12 protein-coding genes are annotated in these 14125 nt (G+C 64.9%); 6 read left to right on the top strand and 6 right to left on the bottom strand.

The annotated features are described in order from the left end of the window. Positions 1-9 precede the first annotated feature (9 nt). The 3 genes from trbI (at position 10) to J2S75_RS20085 (ending at position 3328) form a co-directional block, all read left to right on the top strand. Complete coding sequence (gene trbI, locus J2S75_RS20095) at positions 10-1296, top strand: IncP-type conjugal transfer protein TrbI (protein WP_307022592.1); 1287 nt, start codon at positions 10-12, stop codon at positions 1294-1296. 303 nt (positions 1297-1599) lie between these two features. Further along, positions 1600-2004: an iron chelate uptake ABC transporter family permease subunit gene (locus J2S75_RS20090; RefSeq protein ID WP_307022590.1), complete on the top strand. Its 405-nt coding sequence runs from the start codon at positions 1600-1602 to the stop codon at positions 2002-2004. Between the two features lie 169 nt (positions 2005-2173). Next, positions 2174-3328, top strand: coding sequence for a Gfo/Idh/MocA family oxidoreductase (locus tag J2S75_RS20085; protein WP_307022588.1), 1155 nt, complete (start codon positions 2174-2176; stop codon positions 3326-3328). A gap of 258 nt (positions 3329-3586) precedes the next feature. On the opposite strand, the gene J2S75_RS20080 is transcribed toward J2S75_RS20085, so the two are convergent. Then, complete coding sequence (locus tag J2S75_RS20080; RefSeq protein WP_307022586.1) at positions 3587-4768, bottom strand: ABC transporter substrate-binding protein; 1182 nt, start codon at positions 4766-4768, stop codon at positions 3587-3589. Positions 4769-4943: 175 nt separating this feature from the next. On the opposite strand from J2S75_RS20080, the gene J2S75_RS20075 reads away from it, so the two are divergent. The 3 genes from J2S75_RS20075 (at position 4944) to J2S75_RS20065 (ending at position 8878) form a co-directional block, all read left to right on the top strand. Continuing rightward, entirely contained in the window at positions 4944-5936 is a 993-nt protein-coding gene (locus J2S75_RS20075) for a substrate-binding domain-containing protein (protein ID WP_307022584.1), read from the top strand. Positions 5937-6006: 70 nt separating this feature from the next. Continuing rightward, a complete protein-coding gene (locus J2S75_RS20070) occupies positions 6007-7758 on the top strand; it encodes an ABC transporter permease (RefSeq protein WP_307022582.1) in 1752 nt (583 codons plus the stop codon). Positions 7759-7777: 19 nt separating this feature from the next. Further along, entirely contained in the window at positions 7778-8878 is a 1101-nt protein-coding gene (locus J2S75_RS20065; protein WP_307022580.1) for an ABC transporter ATP-binding protein, read from the top strand. Between the two features lie 599 nt (positions 8879-9477). On the opposite strand, the gene J2S75_RS20060 is transcribed toward J2S75_RS20065, so the two are convergent. From J2S75_RS20060 to J2S75_RS20040, 5 genes are all read right to left on the bottom strand, one after another. Beyond that, entirely contained in the window at positions 9478-9930 is a 453-nt protein-coding gene (locus J2S75_RS20060) for a hypothetical protein (protein WP_307022579.1), read from the bottom strand. Between the two features lie 279 nt (positions 9931-10209). Next, entirely contained in the window at positions 10210-11259 is a 1050-nt protein-coding gene (locus J2S75_RS20055; RefSeq protein WP_307022577.1) for a 3-carboxy-cis,cis-muconate cycloisomerase, read from the bottom strand. Positions 11260-11261: 2 nt separating this feature from the next. Further along, the gene (gene pcaF / locus J2S75_RS20050; protein WP_307022684.1) at positions 11262-12470 is read right to left on the bottom strand and encodes a 3-oxoadipyl-CoA thiolase; all 1209 of its coding nucleotides are present in this window, start codon (positions 12468-12470) and stop codon (positions 11262-11264) included. 14 nt (positions 12471-12484) lie between these two features. Then, positions 12485-13264, bottom strand: coding sequence for a CoA-transferase subunit beta (locus tag J2S75_RS20045; protein WP_307022575.1), 780 nt, complete (start codon positions 13262-13264; stop codon positions 12485-12487). 9 nt (positions 13265-13273) lie between these two features. Further along, positions 13274-14119 carry a CoA transferase subunit A gene (locus J2S75_RS20040; RefSeq protein WP_307022573.1) on the bottom strand — a complete coding sequence of 282 codons (846 nt, stop codon included), beginning with the start codon at positions 14117-14119 and terminating at the stop codon, positions 13274-13276. Positions 14120-14125: the final 6 nt, after the last annotated feature.

The following is a 14125-nucleotide window of genomic DNA, read 5'->3' as shown; positions in this document are numbered from 1 at the left end:
GAGGGGAGCATGGTTCAATCCCTCAAGCTCGGCGGCGACGCGGCGGAACCGAAGATCCGGCGGATCAATCGCCTGCCGATCGTCATCGCGATCGTTCTCGTCGTCGCCTTCCTCGCCGTGATCATTTACGGGCTGAGCTCCCGCGGACTGTACTTCTCGCGCAACCCGTCGATCGAGCAGGCCGGAGGCGCGCCGGCGTCGACCTATGCCGACCAGTTGAAGCGCGGGGTCTCGGACGGGATCATCGGCGAGCCCACGGAGGCGCCGGTGTTCCAGCCGACGCCGCCGGAGCGCACCGAGCCGGCGGCCGCACCAAAGCCCGCCGTCGTGCAGCCTGAACGCCAGACGGAAGGCGAACCGGAAGCCGTGTGGCGGGCGCGGCTCAAGCGAGAGGCCGACGAGCAGTATTATCGCGAGCTCCAGCGGCAACGCATGTCGCGGATGCAGGCCAACGACACGGCCTATGACTCGCCGATCGCCGTCAACGTCGACAAGCTGCGCAGCAACGCGCGGACCGATCCCGCCGGCGCGCAACCCGGCGGCGCCAGCGCCGCGGGCGCCGGCGCGGCCGCTGACCTCTATGGTGCTGCGTTACGCGCTGGCCTCACGGGCCAGAACCTCGACCCGAACGCGCAGCGCACGAAGGAAGACTTCTTCAACGCCGACATCAAGGAGCTCGGCTACCTTCCCAACCAGGTCGTGCCGCAGCGCTCCCTGTACGAGCTCAAGCGCGGTTCGGTGATCCCGGCGACGCTCATCACCGGCATCAACTCCGACCTTCCCGGCCGCATCACCGCGCAGGTCAGCCAGAATGTCTACGACAGCGCGACCGGGCACCGCCTGCTCATCCCGCAGGGGACGAAGCTGTTCGGGCGCTATGACAGCAAGGTGTCGTTCGGCCAGTCCCGCGTGCTCGTCGTATGGACCGACATCATCTTCCCGAACGGCTCGACGCTTCAGATCGGCGGCATGGCCGGGACCGATGCCGAGGGCTATGGCGGCTTCAACGACCAGGTCGACAACCACTATCTGAAGACGTTCGGCTCCGCGATCCTTCTCGCCGTCATCGGCGCCGGGATCGACATGGCCGTCCCGCAAAACAACAACCCGTTCAACAACGGCAACACCGCCGAGGATGCCGCGCGGCGGAATTTCGCGGAGACCTTCGGCCGGGTCGCGGAGCGAACCATCAACAAGAACCTCGACGTGCAGCCGACGCTTGAAATCCGACCCGGTTACAAGTTCAACGTCCTTGTCGATCAGGACATCATCTTTCCCGGGATCTATCGCGGTTGAGAGGAGGGAGCCGAGGATTGGCTGTTTGGTTCGATTGGACGAACAACGTGGTTCTTTCCGCGGCGAATGTGGCCTGCGCCCTGCTGTTCAAGCCGGAATGACGCTTCACCCTCCTGCTGGGCACGCCGGTCGCGGTGGGTCTTCTGACATTCGTGATGGTGCCGGTCGACCGGAGCGCGACAGCCGTAATCCTGGCAACGCTGTGCTTCATCGCGGCCTGGCTGCTGACATGGCGGGCAACGCGAACCCACCACTAGCGGATCAGGAGCGTGTCTGATCTGCAACAGCGGCGGGGAAACTGGAGTGGCGTCGCGGCTCTACACTCGAGAGCTTGGTAGCTGCTTCTCCATCGCTAATCTTTCCGCCGAGACGCCGGCGCGTGAACTGCTGGAAGCGTTATTTGCTCCCGACGTTCTCTCGATTCCGGAGCTCATCATCCATTACAGTCTTCTTCCGCGCATGCTGGTTTCGATCGTGTGCGGGGCGACCCTGTCTCTAGCTGGCGTGCTGTTCCAGCAAGTTCTGCGAAACCCACTTGCCGAGCCGACAACCCTTGGCGTCTCCGCCGGAGCGTCATTGGCACTGACAATCGCGACCCTATGGACGCCCTCGCTTCTTGGCTGGAGCCGAGAGACGGTTGCGCTCGGCGGTGCGGCTGCGGCGAGAGCATCGCGTCCAAAGAATACGAATGGACACGATCAACCATGATTGAACACCGCGGCTGCAAGTCGGCCAAGTGGTGTGATCCGACATACTGACGCATCGAGCTAAAACGGCTTCCGCTCCCGGCAAATCCCTGCACTCCCGCGATTCTCCGATCGCGAGGGAACTGTTAATGGTGTTCGAGCCGTTCGCTCGCGATTCTGCGGAATAGACCATGGGGATGATGGAATCGATCAGTATTGGCATTGCCGGACTGGGGATGGCAGCAAGGTCCTGCGCACCGGCGTTCGTTCGCCACCCGGGCCTGAAGATCGCTGCTGCCGCCGAACCCGACGAGGTAACGGGCGCCGCATTCAGCGCTAGCCATGAGGTACCCGCCTATCGCGACTTTCAAGCGTTGCTGGCCCATCCCGGGCTCGACGCGGTCTACATCGCGACCCCCACTCCCTTGCATGCCGAGCAGACCGTGCTCGCCCTCAGGGCCGGCAAGCACGTCATCGTTGAGAAGCCGATGGCGAGTTCGCTTGACGAGGCCGAGGCGATGGTCGCCGCGGCGGCGGCGGCCGGCCGGGTGCTGCTCGTCGGACATTCCCACTCCTTCGACCTGCCGATCCGCCGAATGCGCGACGTGATCGCGTCGGGCGACCTCGGAGCGGTGAAGATGATCAACACTTGGAACTACACCGACTGGGTGTACCGGCCGCGCCGGCTGACCGAGCTCGATCCGGACCAGGGCGGCAGCGTTCTGTTCCGCCAGGGCGCCCATCAGGTGGATATCGTTCGCCTGCTCGGCGGCGGCATGCTGCGCAACGTCTATGCGCGTACCTTCGATCTCGATCCCGAGCGCAGCACGATTGGCGCACATTGCCTGATGCTGGAGTTCGAGAACGGCGCGGCGGCCACCGCAATCTATAACGGCTATGGCCGGCTGTCGGGCGCGGAACTGTGCGGCGGGGTATCCGAATGGGGCTTTCCCGCGCCGGTACCACAGCCGGTGGCGCATCAGGGCGCACGCGACGAGCAGGCGCTAAAGCGCGAACGGGTGAAGAAGGCGGATCGCAGCGGGGCGCCGTTTCAGCCGCATTTCGGCCTGACCGTGGTGAGCTGCGAGCGGGGCGACCTGCGCCAGTCGCCGGGCGGCATCATCGTCTACCGCCCCGATGGGCGCGAGGAGATCGCGCTGGAGACCACATGCACGCCGCACGATCTGGTGGCCGCCGAATTCCACGACGCGATCCGGGGCCTCGCCATTACCGTGCATGACGGGCGCTGGGGCCTGGCCAATCTCGAAGTCTGCAACGCCGCCCTCCGATCTGCCCGCAGTGGGCAGGCAGTCGGCCTGCGCCAACAGGTGAGCGTACCGAAATGAAGCTGGACATGGCTGCTGAGCCGGGTGCCGACACGCTGCGTGTCGCTGCAGGGGTCCGGAGCACGTCAGGATGACCTGGGTGCTCAAGTGGCTGTAGCTTAGTGGCTGGCCGAGAATGAGGTCTCGCCATTGCTGGCGACCGTCGATCATTCAGAGGACTGGCGCGCGAAAGCGCTCGGGCGAGTTGGCGATCACTAGACTCTGACGAGAACGGCCGAACGAAGGTCGTCGACCGTTCTTGTTGTCACTCATCTCGGCTCAGTTGGACACGCCTTTGACGATTATGCGCTGGTAGAGCGGCTCCCACTTGCTGGCGAAGTCGAGCGTGTCGGCGGGATTGGTGATCAGGATCTTGGTGTTGCCAAGCGGCGATTCGACCTTGGTTGATGTCGGGACATAGTTGAGCTGGCTCAGCGTCTTCTGCGCGTCACTCAGCATGTAGTCCTCGAACAGGGCGGCCGCGTTGGGTCTCTGCGCGGTCTTAACCACGCCGACGCCGTTAGCGCGCGCGATACCGGAATCGATCACGAACCAGTCGATCGGCGCGCCCTTCGCCTTCGCCTGCACCGGCATGTAGTTGTAGACGGTGAGGGCGAGCGGGACCTCGCCGGCGGCCACCAGCGTGTTGAGCAGCGAATGGCCCTTGCGGATCGACAGCCCGTTGGTACCGACCAGCTGCCGGAAGAACTTCAGGCCTTCCTCCTCGCCCATCTGCCGAACAACGGCGATGAACCAGTCGATGTCCTCGAACTCGAAGCCGAGCTTGCCCTTCCATTTCGGATCGAGCAGGTCCGCATAGGATTTCGGCAGCTCGTCTTTCTTGATCAGATTGGTGTTGTAGGCCTGCACCCACACCGAGAGCAGCGTGCCCGCCCACAGCTTGTGATCGGGCAGCGAGCCTGGCAGCAGGTCGGCGAAATAGGGCGAAGCGACAGGCTGGAAGACGCCTTCGCGCGCCATCGCCTCCATTTCCGGTGCGCTGACATGTATGGCATCGACGCTTGCGCGGCCCGCGCGCTGCTCCTGGATCACGCGCTGCAGCACCGTATCGCCGCTCGCCCGCCAGACCGTGACCTTGATGCCGTATTTGTCCTCGAACGGCTTGACCAGGGGCTGGACGTCGCCTTGGGCGATGGAAGTGTATAGCGTCATTGACCGCTCGGCCTTCGCCGCCGCCGCGAGCTTCTCCTGGCGGTCGGATGCGGTCGAGGTAAGGAGCGCGGCGTCGGCGCGGGCGCGGCCGATGAACGGCGCTAGCGCGAGCAACGCCGAACCTCCGAGCACGAATGAGCGTCGGCTGGGTGTCATGGATCCTCTCCCTAGTCGGCCGGGGTTCTGCAATGCCGTGCGGCATTGGCTCCGTGCCTTGTTGCTGGTCGGTCCGGCGTCCGTCGTGGATTCTGGTTCGCGAGGTATCACCTTGCCGAGTTGTTTCAGCATGCACGCACTGGCTTGAAGGTAGAACAACAAAAAACTGCGTGCTCTCCAGCAAAAAAACTCTTGGATATGCCGCGCGGCTGCAAGGCAGGTTGCACGTTGCGGCGCCTCGTCCACACGCCTGGACGAACGCAAGCGGTAATGACGAACAACAAGAACGCATGAGGAAGCGATAAGGATGGCCGATCTTCGCCTTACTATGAGCTGCTGGGACTACGATCGCACGCGTGCCCTGATGGATGGCTCCGTCAAGCCGGACGGCATTGAGCTGACCTGCCTCAGCCTCTCCGTGGAAGAGACCTTCTTCCGCATGCTGCGCTACCGGGAATTCGACGTCTCGGAGATGTCGCTGTCGTCCTATACGGTGTCGCTGTTCAAGGAGGAACGGCCGTTCATCGCCATTCCCTTCTTCCCGTCCCGCTTCTTCCGGCACTCGTCGATCTATGTGAACGCCGACTCCGGCATCCATGAGCCGAAGGATCTCGTCGGCAAGCGGGTCGGCTGCCCGGAATACCAGATGACGGCGCCGGTCTGGATCCGCGGCGTGCTCTCCGACGAATACGGCGTCCCGGTCGAGAGCGTAACCTATCACACCGGCGGCGAGGAGGAGCCCAACCGCTCCGAGAAGCTCAAGCTCGACCTGCCGGACCGCATCAAGGTCGAGCCGATCGCGGCCGGCAAGACGCTGTCGGCCATGCTGCGCGACGGCGAGATCGACGCGCTCTACACCGCACGCAAGCCCTCGAGCTATACCGGCCCGAATGGCCCGGTGCGGCGGCTGTTCGAGGACTATGTCCCGGTCGAGCGCGACTATTATGCGCGCACGGGCATCTTCCCGATGATGCACATCGTCGCCATCCGGCGCGAAGTGTATGAGCGCAACCGCTGGATCGCGCAGTCGCTGTACAAGGCGCTGGTGAGCTCGCAGGCCAAGACCTATCACGACCTCCAGCAGACCGCGGCGCTCAAAACCATGCTGCCGTGGGCGGTGGCGCATCTGGAGGACACCGAGGCTCACATGGGCAAGGATTTCTGGCCCAACGGTTTCGAGAAGAACGAAGACACGCTGAACGTCTTCCTGCGCTATTCCTACGAGCAGGGCCTGTCGAAGCGTCTGCTCGATGCCCGCGAGCTTTTCGCGCCGGAGACGCTGGAAGCCTTCGTCATTTAATCTGAACAAGGCCGGACAACGGCCCATAACGGAAAGCCGCAAAAGCGGCCATTTTAGGGTGGGATCTCCAATGGTTGGAACGTCTTTGGCAGGCGACGAGAGCGTCGTCGATACTGCCACCCAAGTAAAAAGGCCGATCGAGATCAAATGGTTCCTGATCGGTGCCGTCATTCTCGTGGTGGCGTGGTTGGCGTTGATCCCACTCTGCTTCCTGGTCTGGCAGAGCTTCATGACCACCGCGACGCTGAACCAGCCGGCGGTCTTCACGCTGGAGAACTACGAGCGCGCGCTAGGCAGTGCGGACTCGCTGCGGCTGATGGGCAATTCCCTGCAGTTCGCCTTCGGGACGTCCCTGTTCGCCCTGGCGCTCGGCACCTTCTTCGCCTGGGTGAACGAGCGGACCAACACGCCGTTCAAGTCGCTCTTCTTCGCCATGTCGATCATCCCGCTTGTGATCCCGGGAATCCTGTTCACCGCCTCGTGGATCATGATCGCCAGCCCGCAGATCGGCATCTTCAATCTGGTGCTGAAGGATCTGTTCGGCCTGAGCCAGCCGGTCTTCAACATCTATTCGCTACCCGGGATGATCTGGGTGGATGGGCTGCACTATGCGCCTGTGGCGTTCCTGATGGTGACGGCTGCGTTCCGCGCGATGGACCCCTCGCTCGAGGAATCCGCGATGATGAGCGGCGCGCCGGTGTTCCAGATCGCGCGCCGCATCACACTGAAGCTGGCGTGGCCAGCGATCCTCGCCTCGTTCCTGGTGCTGTTCATCCGCGCCATCGAATCCTTTGAGGTGCCGGCGCTGCTCGGCTTGCCGGTCGGTATCCAGGTGTTCACCTCTGCGATCTATGAGGCGGTGCAGAGCTATCCCAGCAATATCGGTCTGGCCTCGGCCTATGCGGCGGTGCTGCTGGTGCTGACCTCGGTCGCGATCTACTATCAGTCACGGATCTCCAGCCAGGGTTCGCGCTACTCCACCGTCACCGGCAAGGGCTTTCGGCCACGCATGCTCGACATCGGCCGCTGGCGCTACCTGACCGGCGGCCTGTTCATCCTATATGTCGTGCTTGTGGTGGCATTGCCGTTCCTGGTGCTGTTCTGGGCGTCGCTGCAGAGCTACTATGCCGCACCCTCCATGGCCGCGCTCAAGAATTTGAGTTTCGCCGCCTATGGCCGCGTGCTCGACTATCCGGGCTTCTACACCTCGGTATGGAACAGCACGGTGCTGGCGCTCGGCGGCGCGACCATCGTGATGCTGCTGACCTCGGTGATCTGCTGGATTACCATCAAGACCAAGATCCCCGGCCGCTGGCTCCTCGATCTCCTGGCCTCGATGCCGCTGGTATTTCCCGGCATCGTGCTCGGCCTGGCGACAATGATCTTCTACCTGCACTTCGACATCGGCATTTACGGCACGTTGTGGATCATGATGGTCGCCTATGTGACCAAGTTCCTGCCCTATGGCATGCGCTACAACAGCACCTCGATGGTCCAGATCCACAAGGACCTTGAGGAATCGGCTGCCATGAGCGGGGCATCCTGGTTCGCCACCTTCCGCCGCGTCGTGTTCCCGCTCCTGAAGCCGGGCCTGGTCGCCGGGTTCATCTATATCGTCGTCGTCTCGGTGCGCGAACTTTCGAGCTCGATCCTGCTCTACAGCCCCGGCAACGAAGTGCTGTCGATCATGATCTGGGAGTTCTGGCAGAACGGTCAATATGTCGAGCTTTCGGCTTTCGGCGTGATGATGATCGTGGCGCTGTTCTGCTTCCTGATGGTCGTCCAATCGGTGTCGAAGCGCTTCGGCATCAGCGAAAACTAAAACAAAAAGGGAGGAAACAATGCTATCCGTAGAAAAATTGACCACGATCTACCGAGACGGTAGCGGCAAACAGGTCGCCGGCGCGCATGATGTGGAATTCTCCGTTCCAACCGGCCAGCTGTTCACCCTGCTCGGCCCGAGCGGCTGCGGTAAGACTACGACCCTGCGCTCGATCGCCGGGCTGGAGCGGCCGAGCGCCGGCACCATCCGCGCCGGTAATCGCATGGTCTATTCGTCCGACATGAACGTGTTCGTGCCGCCGAACCAGCGCCAGTTCGGCATGGTATTTCAGTCCTACGCCATCTGGCCGCACATGAACGTGTTCGAAAATGCGGCATTTCCGCTGCAGATGCGGCGTAACCGACCCGCTGCCACGGAGATCCGCAACAAGGTCATGGCGTGCCTTGAAGCGGTTTCGCTGGACCATCTTGCCGAGCGCGAGGCTACGAAGCTGTCCGGCGGTCAGCAGCAGCGCCTGGCATTGGCGCGGGCGCTGGTGATGGAGCCTCAGCTCCTGCTGCTCGACGAGCCGCTGTCTAACCTCGACGCCAAGCTACGCGACAAGATGCGCTTCGAGCTGAAGCGCACCCAGCGCGATCTCGGCCTGACCACCATCTATGTGACGCACGACCAGAGCGAGGCACTCGCCCTGTCACACGAGATCGCAGTGATGAATCAGGGCCGTATCGTGCAGATCGGGTCGCCGCGCGATATCTATGAGCGCCCCGCCACCAGCTTCGTCGCCGACTTCATCGGCAGCACCAATTTCATTGACGGCACGGTGCGCGGCATGTCGGGCGAGGAACTCGTCGTCGACACGTCGATCGGCCAGCTCCGGGTCGAGGCGCGCAGCAGGCCGGCGCCCGGCGCTTCGATCTCGCTGTCGATCCGGCCGGAAGATTTGCATTTATCGGAAGGCGCGCCCACCGAACAGGGCTTCAACCGCCTTTCCGGCGTCGTCGAGGCCAAGGTGTTTCTCGGCGAGGTGCTCGACTTCCGGGTCGAGATCAACGGGGTAAGTCTCCTCGCCCGCGCGCATCCCTCTCTGCGAACGCATGTCGGCGAAGGCATCAATATCGCCATCGATCCGGCGAAATGCACGATGCTTGCCACTCAGTGAGACCGCATATCGGCTGCGTCCTCGACTGATCATCACCAAAGACGCCCGAACAATTCTTCTGCAGGCCTGGTTCATCTCCATGCCGACGAGAAAGGCCAGGCCGATCGCAGCGACGGCGGGCAACGGTCTTTAACGATCTGCGGCAAAGATCAACGCTCCAGCATCCAGGCGGTGCTGGAGCTTCGGGCTGTGCTCCCCGCCCGCGACGCGTGCATTGATGGAGCCTGGCGCTAGCGGCACGCTGGATTGAATGGGCGCTGGACCAGCGCCAAGACGATGCATGCCTCGTCTTAAAAGGACGCTCTCCTGTTAGCCACGGCGCGTCACGACGTCTTTGGCCTCCTACCGGTGATACAATAGGTAATCCCGTCGCCTATCGTTTGTACCGGATGGCATTTTGCCCGCGGGCATGCCGTCTACCTTCCGGTAAGCGGATGAGACCGCGTCGTCCGCGAGCGAAGCTGGCCCGAAGCCGTCCCCGCCACCAAGTCAATGCCTACTCACTCCTCGGCCAGATTACGCCTTTTTCGCCCCTCGGGACATGGATCTCCCGGATGCTTCCGAGTTCGAGAGTAGCACCGGGCATTGCTGTCCGATGGTCAGTTCGAGGGTGCCGGACCGATGTTCAGCTCTTCGCGAATCGACTGGCGGAGCGACGCCGTCAGCTCATTCGTACGGACAAGACCCCCGTTCAAAAGATCGTGCACGGCCCGCACCGCGAGGCGAACCTGCTCTACGGTTCCGAGCAGGATAATGTCCGAAAGCGCGCCCTCAATTTCGATCATCCTATCGACGGTCGGACCTTGTCGATGGAGATTGAGCGGATTCGTCGAATCGACGGTCAAAGTGCCGGTGTCCGAACTATTGAGCGTCTTGTAGGCAGCGATGAGCGCGCGCATGCGTTCATTGATTTCGCGGGTGCTGCGCTCGTGTCGCCGCTGGATTGTGAATGCCGTCAGCACGTAGATACCGACGCTGATGAGGGTGAACAGTGCGAGGCCGATCAGGACCATGAAGAGGCTTCGCCAGGAGCTGAAGTCGATACCGTGCACGGGGTACCCTCCAATCGCGCTCGATTGTACCGAGGATTTCGACAACTGAATCGACCGGCAAGTAAATCAGCGGCCTACCTGCGCTATACACCCGACTGGTGAGGAGGATTCTTGCAGCGGGAGGAGAATCAGAAGGAGCTTGGACCAGAGGCGGTAATGAGCAGCGGTATAGGCTATCGGCCTGCGATGATATTGTGGGACTCAGATTACAACCTCAGCAATCGCCATAAGAGACTCAGGGCATGCTGGCTTCCGGCGCTTAATAGTCCGGTTGCAGGCTCAGACAACTGACTTCATCCGGAGGCCGCCGAGGAGGGAGAGGGCGATCCGCAGCGCGGCGGCAGTGGTCACCGCCATTTGCGGCAGCACCAGCCATTCGAGTGTCCAGGCGGCGCCGGACCGCTCATTCTCATGTACCATCGCCTGCTGCAGCGTGCCGGCGAGGCCGGCATTGAAGCGGGCCAGCGCCACCAGTACCTCGGCGCCGACCGGGTTGACCTTGTGCTGCATGGCGGAGGACGAGCCGCCGCCGGCGAGCGACACCCCGGCGACCTCGTTCTGCGCCAGCAGCGCGATGTCCTGGCCGATCTTGCCGAGCGTGCCGGAGACCAGCGCCAGCCAGGCGGCGAACTCGACGAGGCCGTCGCGTGCGCTGTGCCAGCAGGGCGCCGGCTCCAGGCCGAGCCGCGCGGCAAGCCCGGCGGCCACCGCCTCGCCCTGGCCGGACAGGCCGTCGCGTGTGCCGATCGGGCCGCCGAACTGCACCACGACGAGGCGGGAGAGCAGCTCGGCCAGCCGGTCGTGGTGACGCCGGAGCGGGCGCAGCCAGGTGTCGATGCGGTCGCCGGCGGTGAAGGGCAGCGCCTGCTGCATGCGGGTATGCGCCATGGCCGGCAGCGCGCCATCGACCGCCCGCAGCTGCCACAGGAGGTCGGTGAGCCGGGCGAGGCGGCCGTCCAGCAGTTCCACCGCCTGCTTGAGCCGGCAGACCAGGCTGGTGTCGATGATGTCCTGGCTGGTGGCGCCGAGATGCACCGCGCCAGCATGCTCGGCGTCGACCGCGGCGCGCAGCTGGCGGACGAACTCCGGGATCACCACGCCGTCACGGGCGATGCCGGCCGCGAGCCGCTCCCAGTCCGGCGCGAAGGCCTCGCAGCCGGCCGCGATGGCGGCGGCGGCGGCCGGGCTGATGAGGCCGGCCTCGGCCTCGGCGGCGGCCAGCGCGCTTTCGGTGCGCAGCATGGCGGAGAGGTCGGCGTCGTCGGAAAACAGCGCCTCCATCTCGTCGTCGCCGGCGAGGGCGGAGAGCAGCGGCCGGCGAGGCTGCATGGTCAGGCCGCCTTTTCCAGCGCCAGCGCGATGCCCTGGCCGACGCCGATGCACATGGTGGCGAGCGCGTAGCGCCCGCTGGTCAGCGACAATTCGAGCGCCGCGGTGCCGGCGATGCGCGCGCCCGACATGCCGAGCGGATGGCCGAGCGCGATGGCGCCGCCATTCGGATTGACGTGGCCGGCATCGTCGGCGATGCCGAGATCGCGCAATACCGCGAGGCCCTGGCTGGCGAAGGCCTCGTTGAGCTCGATCACGTCGAAATCGCCGGGCTTCAGGCCGAGGCGGGCGCACAGTTTGCGGGTCGCCGGCGCCGGGCCGAAGCCCATGATGCGCGGCGGCACCCCGGCGGTCGCGCCGCCGAGGATGCGGGCGATCGGCGTGAGGCCGTGCTTCTCCACCGCCGCGGCGGAGGCGACGATCAGCGCGGCGGCGCCGTCATTCACCCCGGAGGCGTTGCCGGCGGTCACCGAGCCGTTCTTGCGGAACGGCGTCGGCAGCCTGGCGAGGCCTTCGAGGCTGGTGTCGGCGCGCGGGTGCTCGTCCTTGTCGACGATGACGGCGGCGCCCTTGCGGGCCGGCACGCTCACCGGCACGATCTCCCTGGCCAGCCGTCCATTGGCCTGCGCGGCCACCGCCTTTTGCTGCGAGCGCAGGGCGAAGGCGTCCTGGTCGGCGCGCGAGACCTGGAAGTCCTCGGCGACGTTCTCGCCGGTCTCCGGCATGGAATCGACGCCATATTGCTGGCGCATCAGCGGGTTGACGAAGCGCCAGCCAATGGTGGTGTCGTGGATCTCCGCCGCGCGCGAAAACGCGCTCTCCGCTTTCGGCATCACGAAGGGCGCGCGCGACATGGATTCGACGCCGCCGGCGATGACGAGGTCCATTTCGCCGGCACGGATGGCGCGGGCGGCGGTGATCACCGCGTCGAGGCCGGAACCGCACAGCCGGTTGATCGTCGTGCCCGGCACCGAGGCCGGGAAGCCGGCGAGCAGCAGCGCCATGCGCGCCACGTTGCGGTTGTCCTCGCCGGCCTGGTTGGCGCAGCCGAGCACCACCTCGTCGACCGCTTCGAGGTCGAGGGCGGGGAAGCGCTCGATCAGCGCTTTCAAGGGCACGGCGGCGAGATCGTCGGCCCGCACCGTGGAGAGCGCGCCGCCGAACCGGCCGATCGGGGTGCGCAGATAGGCGCAGATGAAGGCGTCCCGCATGGTCAGCTCCATGGTCAGCTCCCCTTGCCGGCGGCATGGGCGCGGGCGGTGCGTTCGTTGAGGTCGCGCAGGGTCGTGAGCTCGAGCTCGGTCGGCGGCGGGGTTTCCTCGACATCCGCCGCATAGGCGACCTTCCAGCCGCAGGTCTCCTGCACGTTGGCGCGGGTGACGCCGGGATGCAGCGAGACCACGGTGAATTCCTTGGTCTCAGGATCCGGCCGCCAGACCGCGAGGTCGGTGACCAGCAGCACCGGCCCCTTGGTGGCGATGCCGAGCCGGGCGCGATGGTCGCCGCCATCGCCGTGGCCGAAGGAGGTATAGAAGTCGATCTTCTCCACCATGCCGCGCGTCGACTGCTTCATGGTGATGAAGATCTGCTGGCTGGAGGTGGCGATCTCCGGCGCGCCGCCGCCGCCGGGCAGGCGGACCTTCGGCTTGTCATAGGGGCCGATGACGGTGGTGTTGATGTTGCCGAAGCGGTCGATCTGCGCCGCGCCGAGGAAGCCGGTGGTGATGCGCCCGCCCTGCAGCCAGTAGCGGAACATCTCCGGCACCGAGACGGTGGTCAGCGCGGTCTCGCACAATTCGCCGTCGCCGATCGACAGGGGCAGCACGTCGGGCGCGGTGCCGATGGTGCCGCTCTCATAGATCAGCGTGATGCCGGGAGCATGGGTCAGCCGCGCGACGTTGCAGGCGGCCGAGGGTGCGCCGATGCCGACGAAGCACACATCCTCATTGGACAGCGCCCGCGCGGCGGCGATGGTCATCATCTCATTGGGGGTGAAGCTGTTCATCCTCGGGCCTCACAGGTCGGCGACGCGCTGGGCGAAGGCATCCGGCCCGGCGTCGAGCACGTTGGTCTTCATCCAGGCGGCGAACAGGTCGCGGTCGGCGGAGATCTTGTCCCATTCGAGATAGGCGGCGTTGTCGCGCGCGTAATAGCCATGGGCATAGGAGGGGTGCGCCCCGCCCGGCACCACGGCGATGGCGCTGATCGTCCAGTGCGGCAGCACGCAGGCATTGGGATGCACGCCGGCGAAGTCGTCGACCACTTCCTCGACCGTCACCACGGCGCGCCTGGCGGCCAATACCGCCTCCTTCTGCACGCCGATGATGCCCTCCACCAAGACGTCGCCGCGCCGGCTGGCCTTCTGGGCGTGGATGAAGGTGACGTCCGGGCGGATCGAGGGCACGGCGGCGAGCGTCTCGCCGGTGAACGGGCAGGCCACCTGGCGGATGTTCGGGTTCACCTGCGCGAGCTGGGCGCCGCGATAGCCGCGGAACACCGCGCAGGGCAGCCCGGCCGCGCCGGCCTCATAGGCATTGGCCATGGCGGCGTGGCTGTGCTCCTCGGTCTCGATGGCGCGCGGCCACTGGTTCTCGATGGCGTCGCGCATGCGGCGCAGCAGGCCGACGCCGGGATTGCCGGCATAGGAGAACACCACCTTCTTCGCCATGCCCATGCCGATCATCTGGTCGTACAGGCTGTCCGGCGTCATGCGGATCAGCGTCAGGTCGGTGAAGCCCTGGCGGATCGCCTCATGGGCGGCGGCATTGGGGATCAGATGGGTGAAGCCCTCGAAGGCGGTGGTGTCGCCGTTGCGCAGATTGTCCGCCACGGCGTCGGCGAGCGGCATGAAACGGGCCATGGAAGC

The sequence above is a fragment of the Ancylobacter polymorphus genome, assembly GCF_030813495.1.
Lineage (GTDB): Bacteria > Pseudomonadota > Alphaproteobacteria > Rhizobiales > Xanthobacteraceae > Ancylobacter > Ancylobacter polymorphus.
This window is presented reverse-complemented; position numbering and strand designations above follow the sequence as displayed.

Excerpts from the sequence above, each read along its gene's own strand:
- trbI (WP_307022592.1), top strand. The coding sequence starts at position 10 with ATGGTTCAATCCCTCAAGCTCGGCGGCGACGCGGCGGAACCGAAGATC.
- J2S75_RS20085 (WP_307022588.1), top strand. The coding sequence starts at position 2,174 with ATGGGGATGATGGAATCGATCAGTATTGGCATTGCCGGACTGGGGATG.
- J2S75_RS20080 (WP_307022586.1), bottom strand. The coding sequence starts at position 4,768 with ATGCTGAAACAACTCGGCAAGGTGATACCTCGCGAACCAGAATCCACG.
- J2S75_RS20075 (WP_307022584.1), top strand. The coding sequence starts at position 4,944 with ATGGCCGATCTTCGCCTTACTATGAGCTGCTGGGACTACGATCGCACG.
- J2S75_RS20070 (WP_307022582.1), top strand. The coding sequence starts at position 6,007 with ATGGTTGGAACGTCTTTGGCAGGCGACGAGAGCGTCGTCGATACTGCC.
- J2S75_RS20065 (WP_307022580.1), top strand. The coding sequence starts at position 7,778 with ATGCTATCCGTAGAAAAATTGACCACGATCTACCGAGACGGTAGCGGC.
- J2S75_RS20055 (WP_307022577.1), bottom strand. The coding sequence starts at position 11,259 with ATGCAGCCTCGCCGGCCGCTGCTCTCCGCCCTCGCCGGCGACGACGAG.
- pcaF (WP_307022684.1), bottom strand. The coding sequence starts at position 12,470 with ATGCGGGACGCCTTCATCTGCGCCTATCTGCGCACCCCGATCGGCCGG.
- J2S75_RS20045 (WP_307022575.1), bottom strand. The coding sequence starts at position 13,264 with ATGAACAGCTTCACCCCCAATGAGATGATGACCATCGCCGCCGCGCGG.
- J2S75_RS20040 (WP_307022573.1), bottom strand. The coding sequence starts at position 14,119 with ATGGCCCGTTTCATGCCGCTCGCCGACGCCGTGGCGGACAATCTGCGC.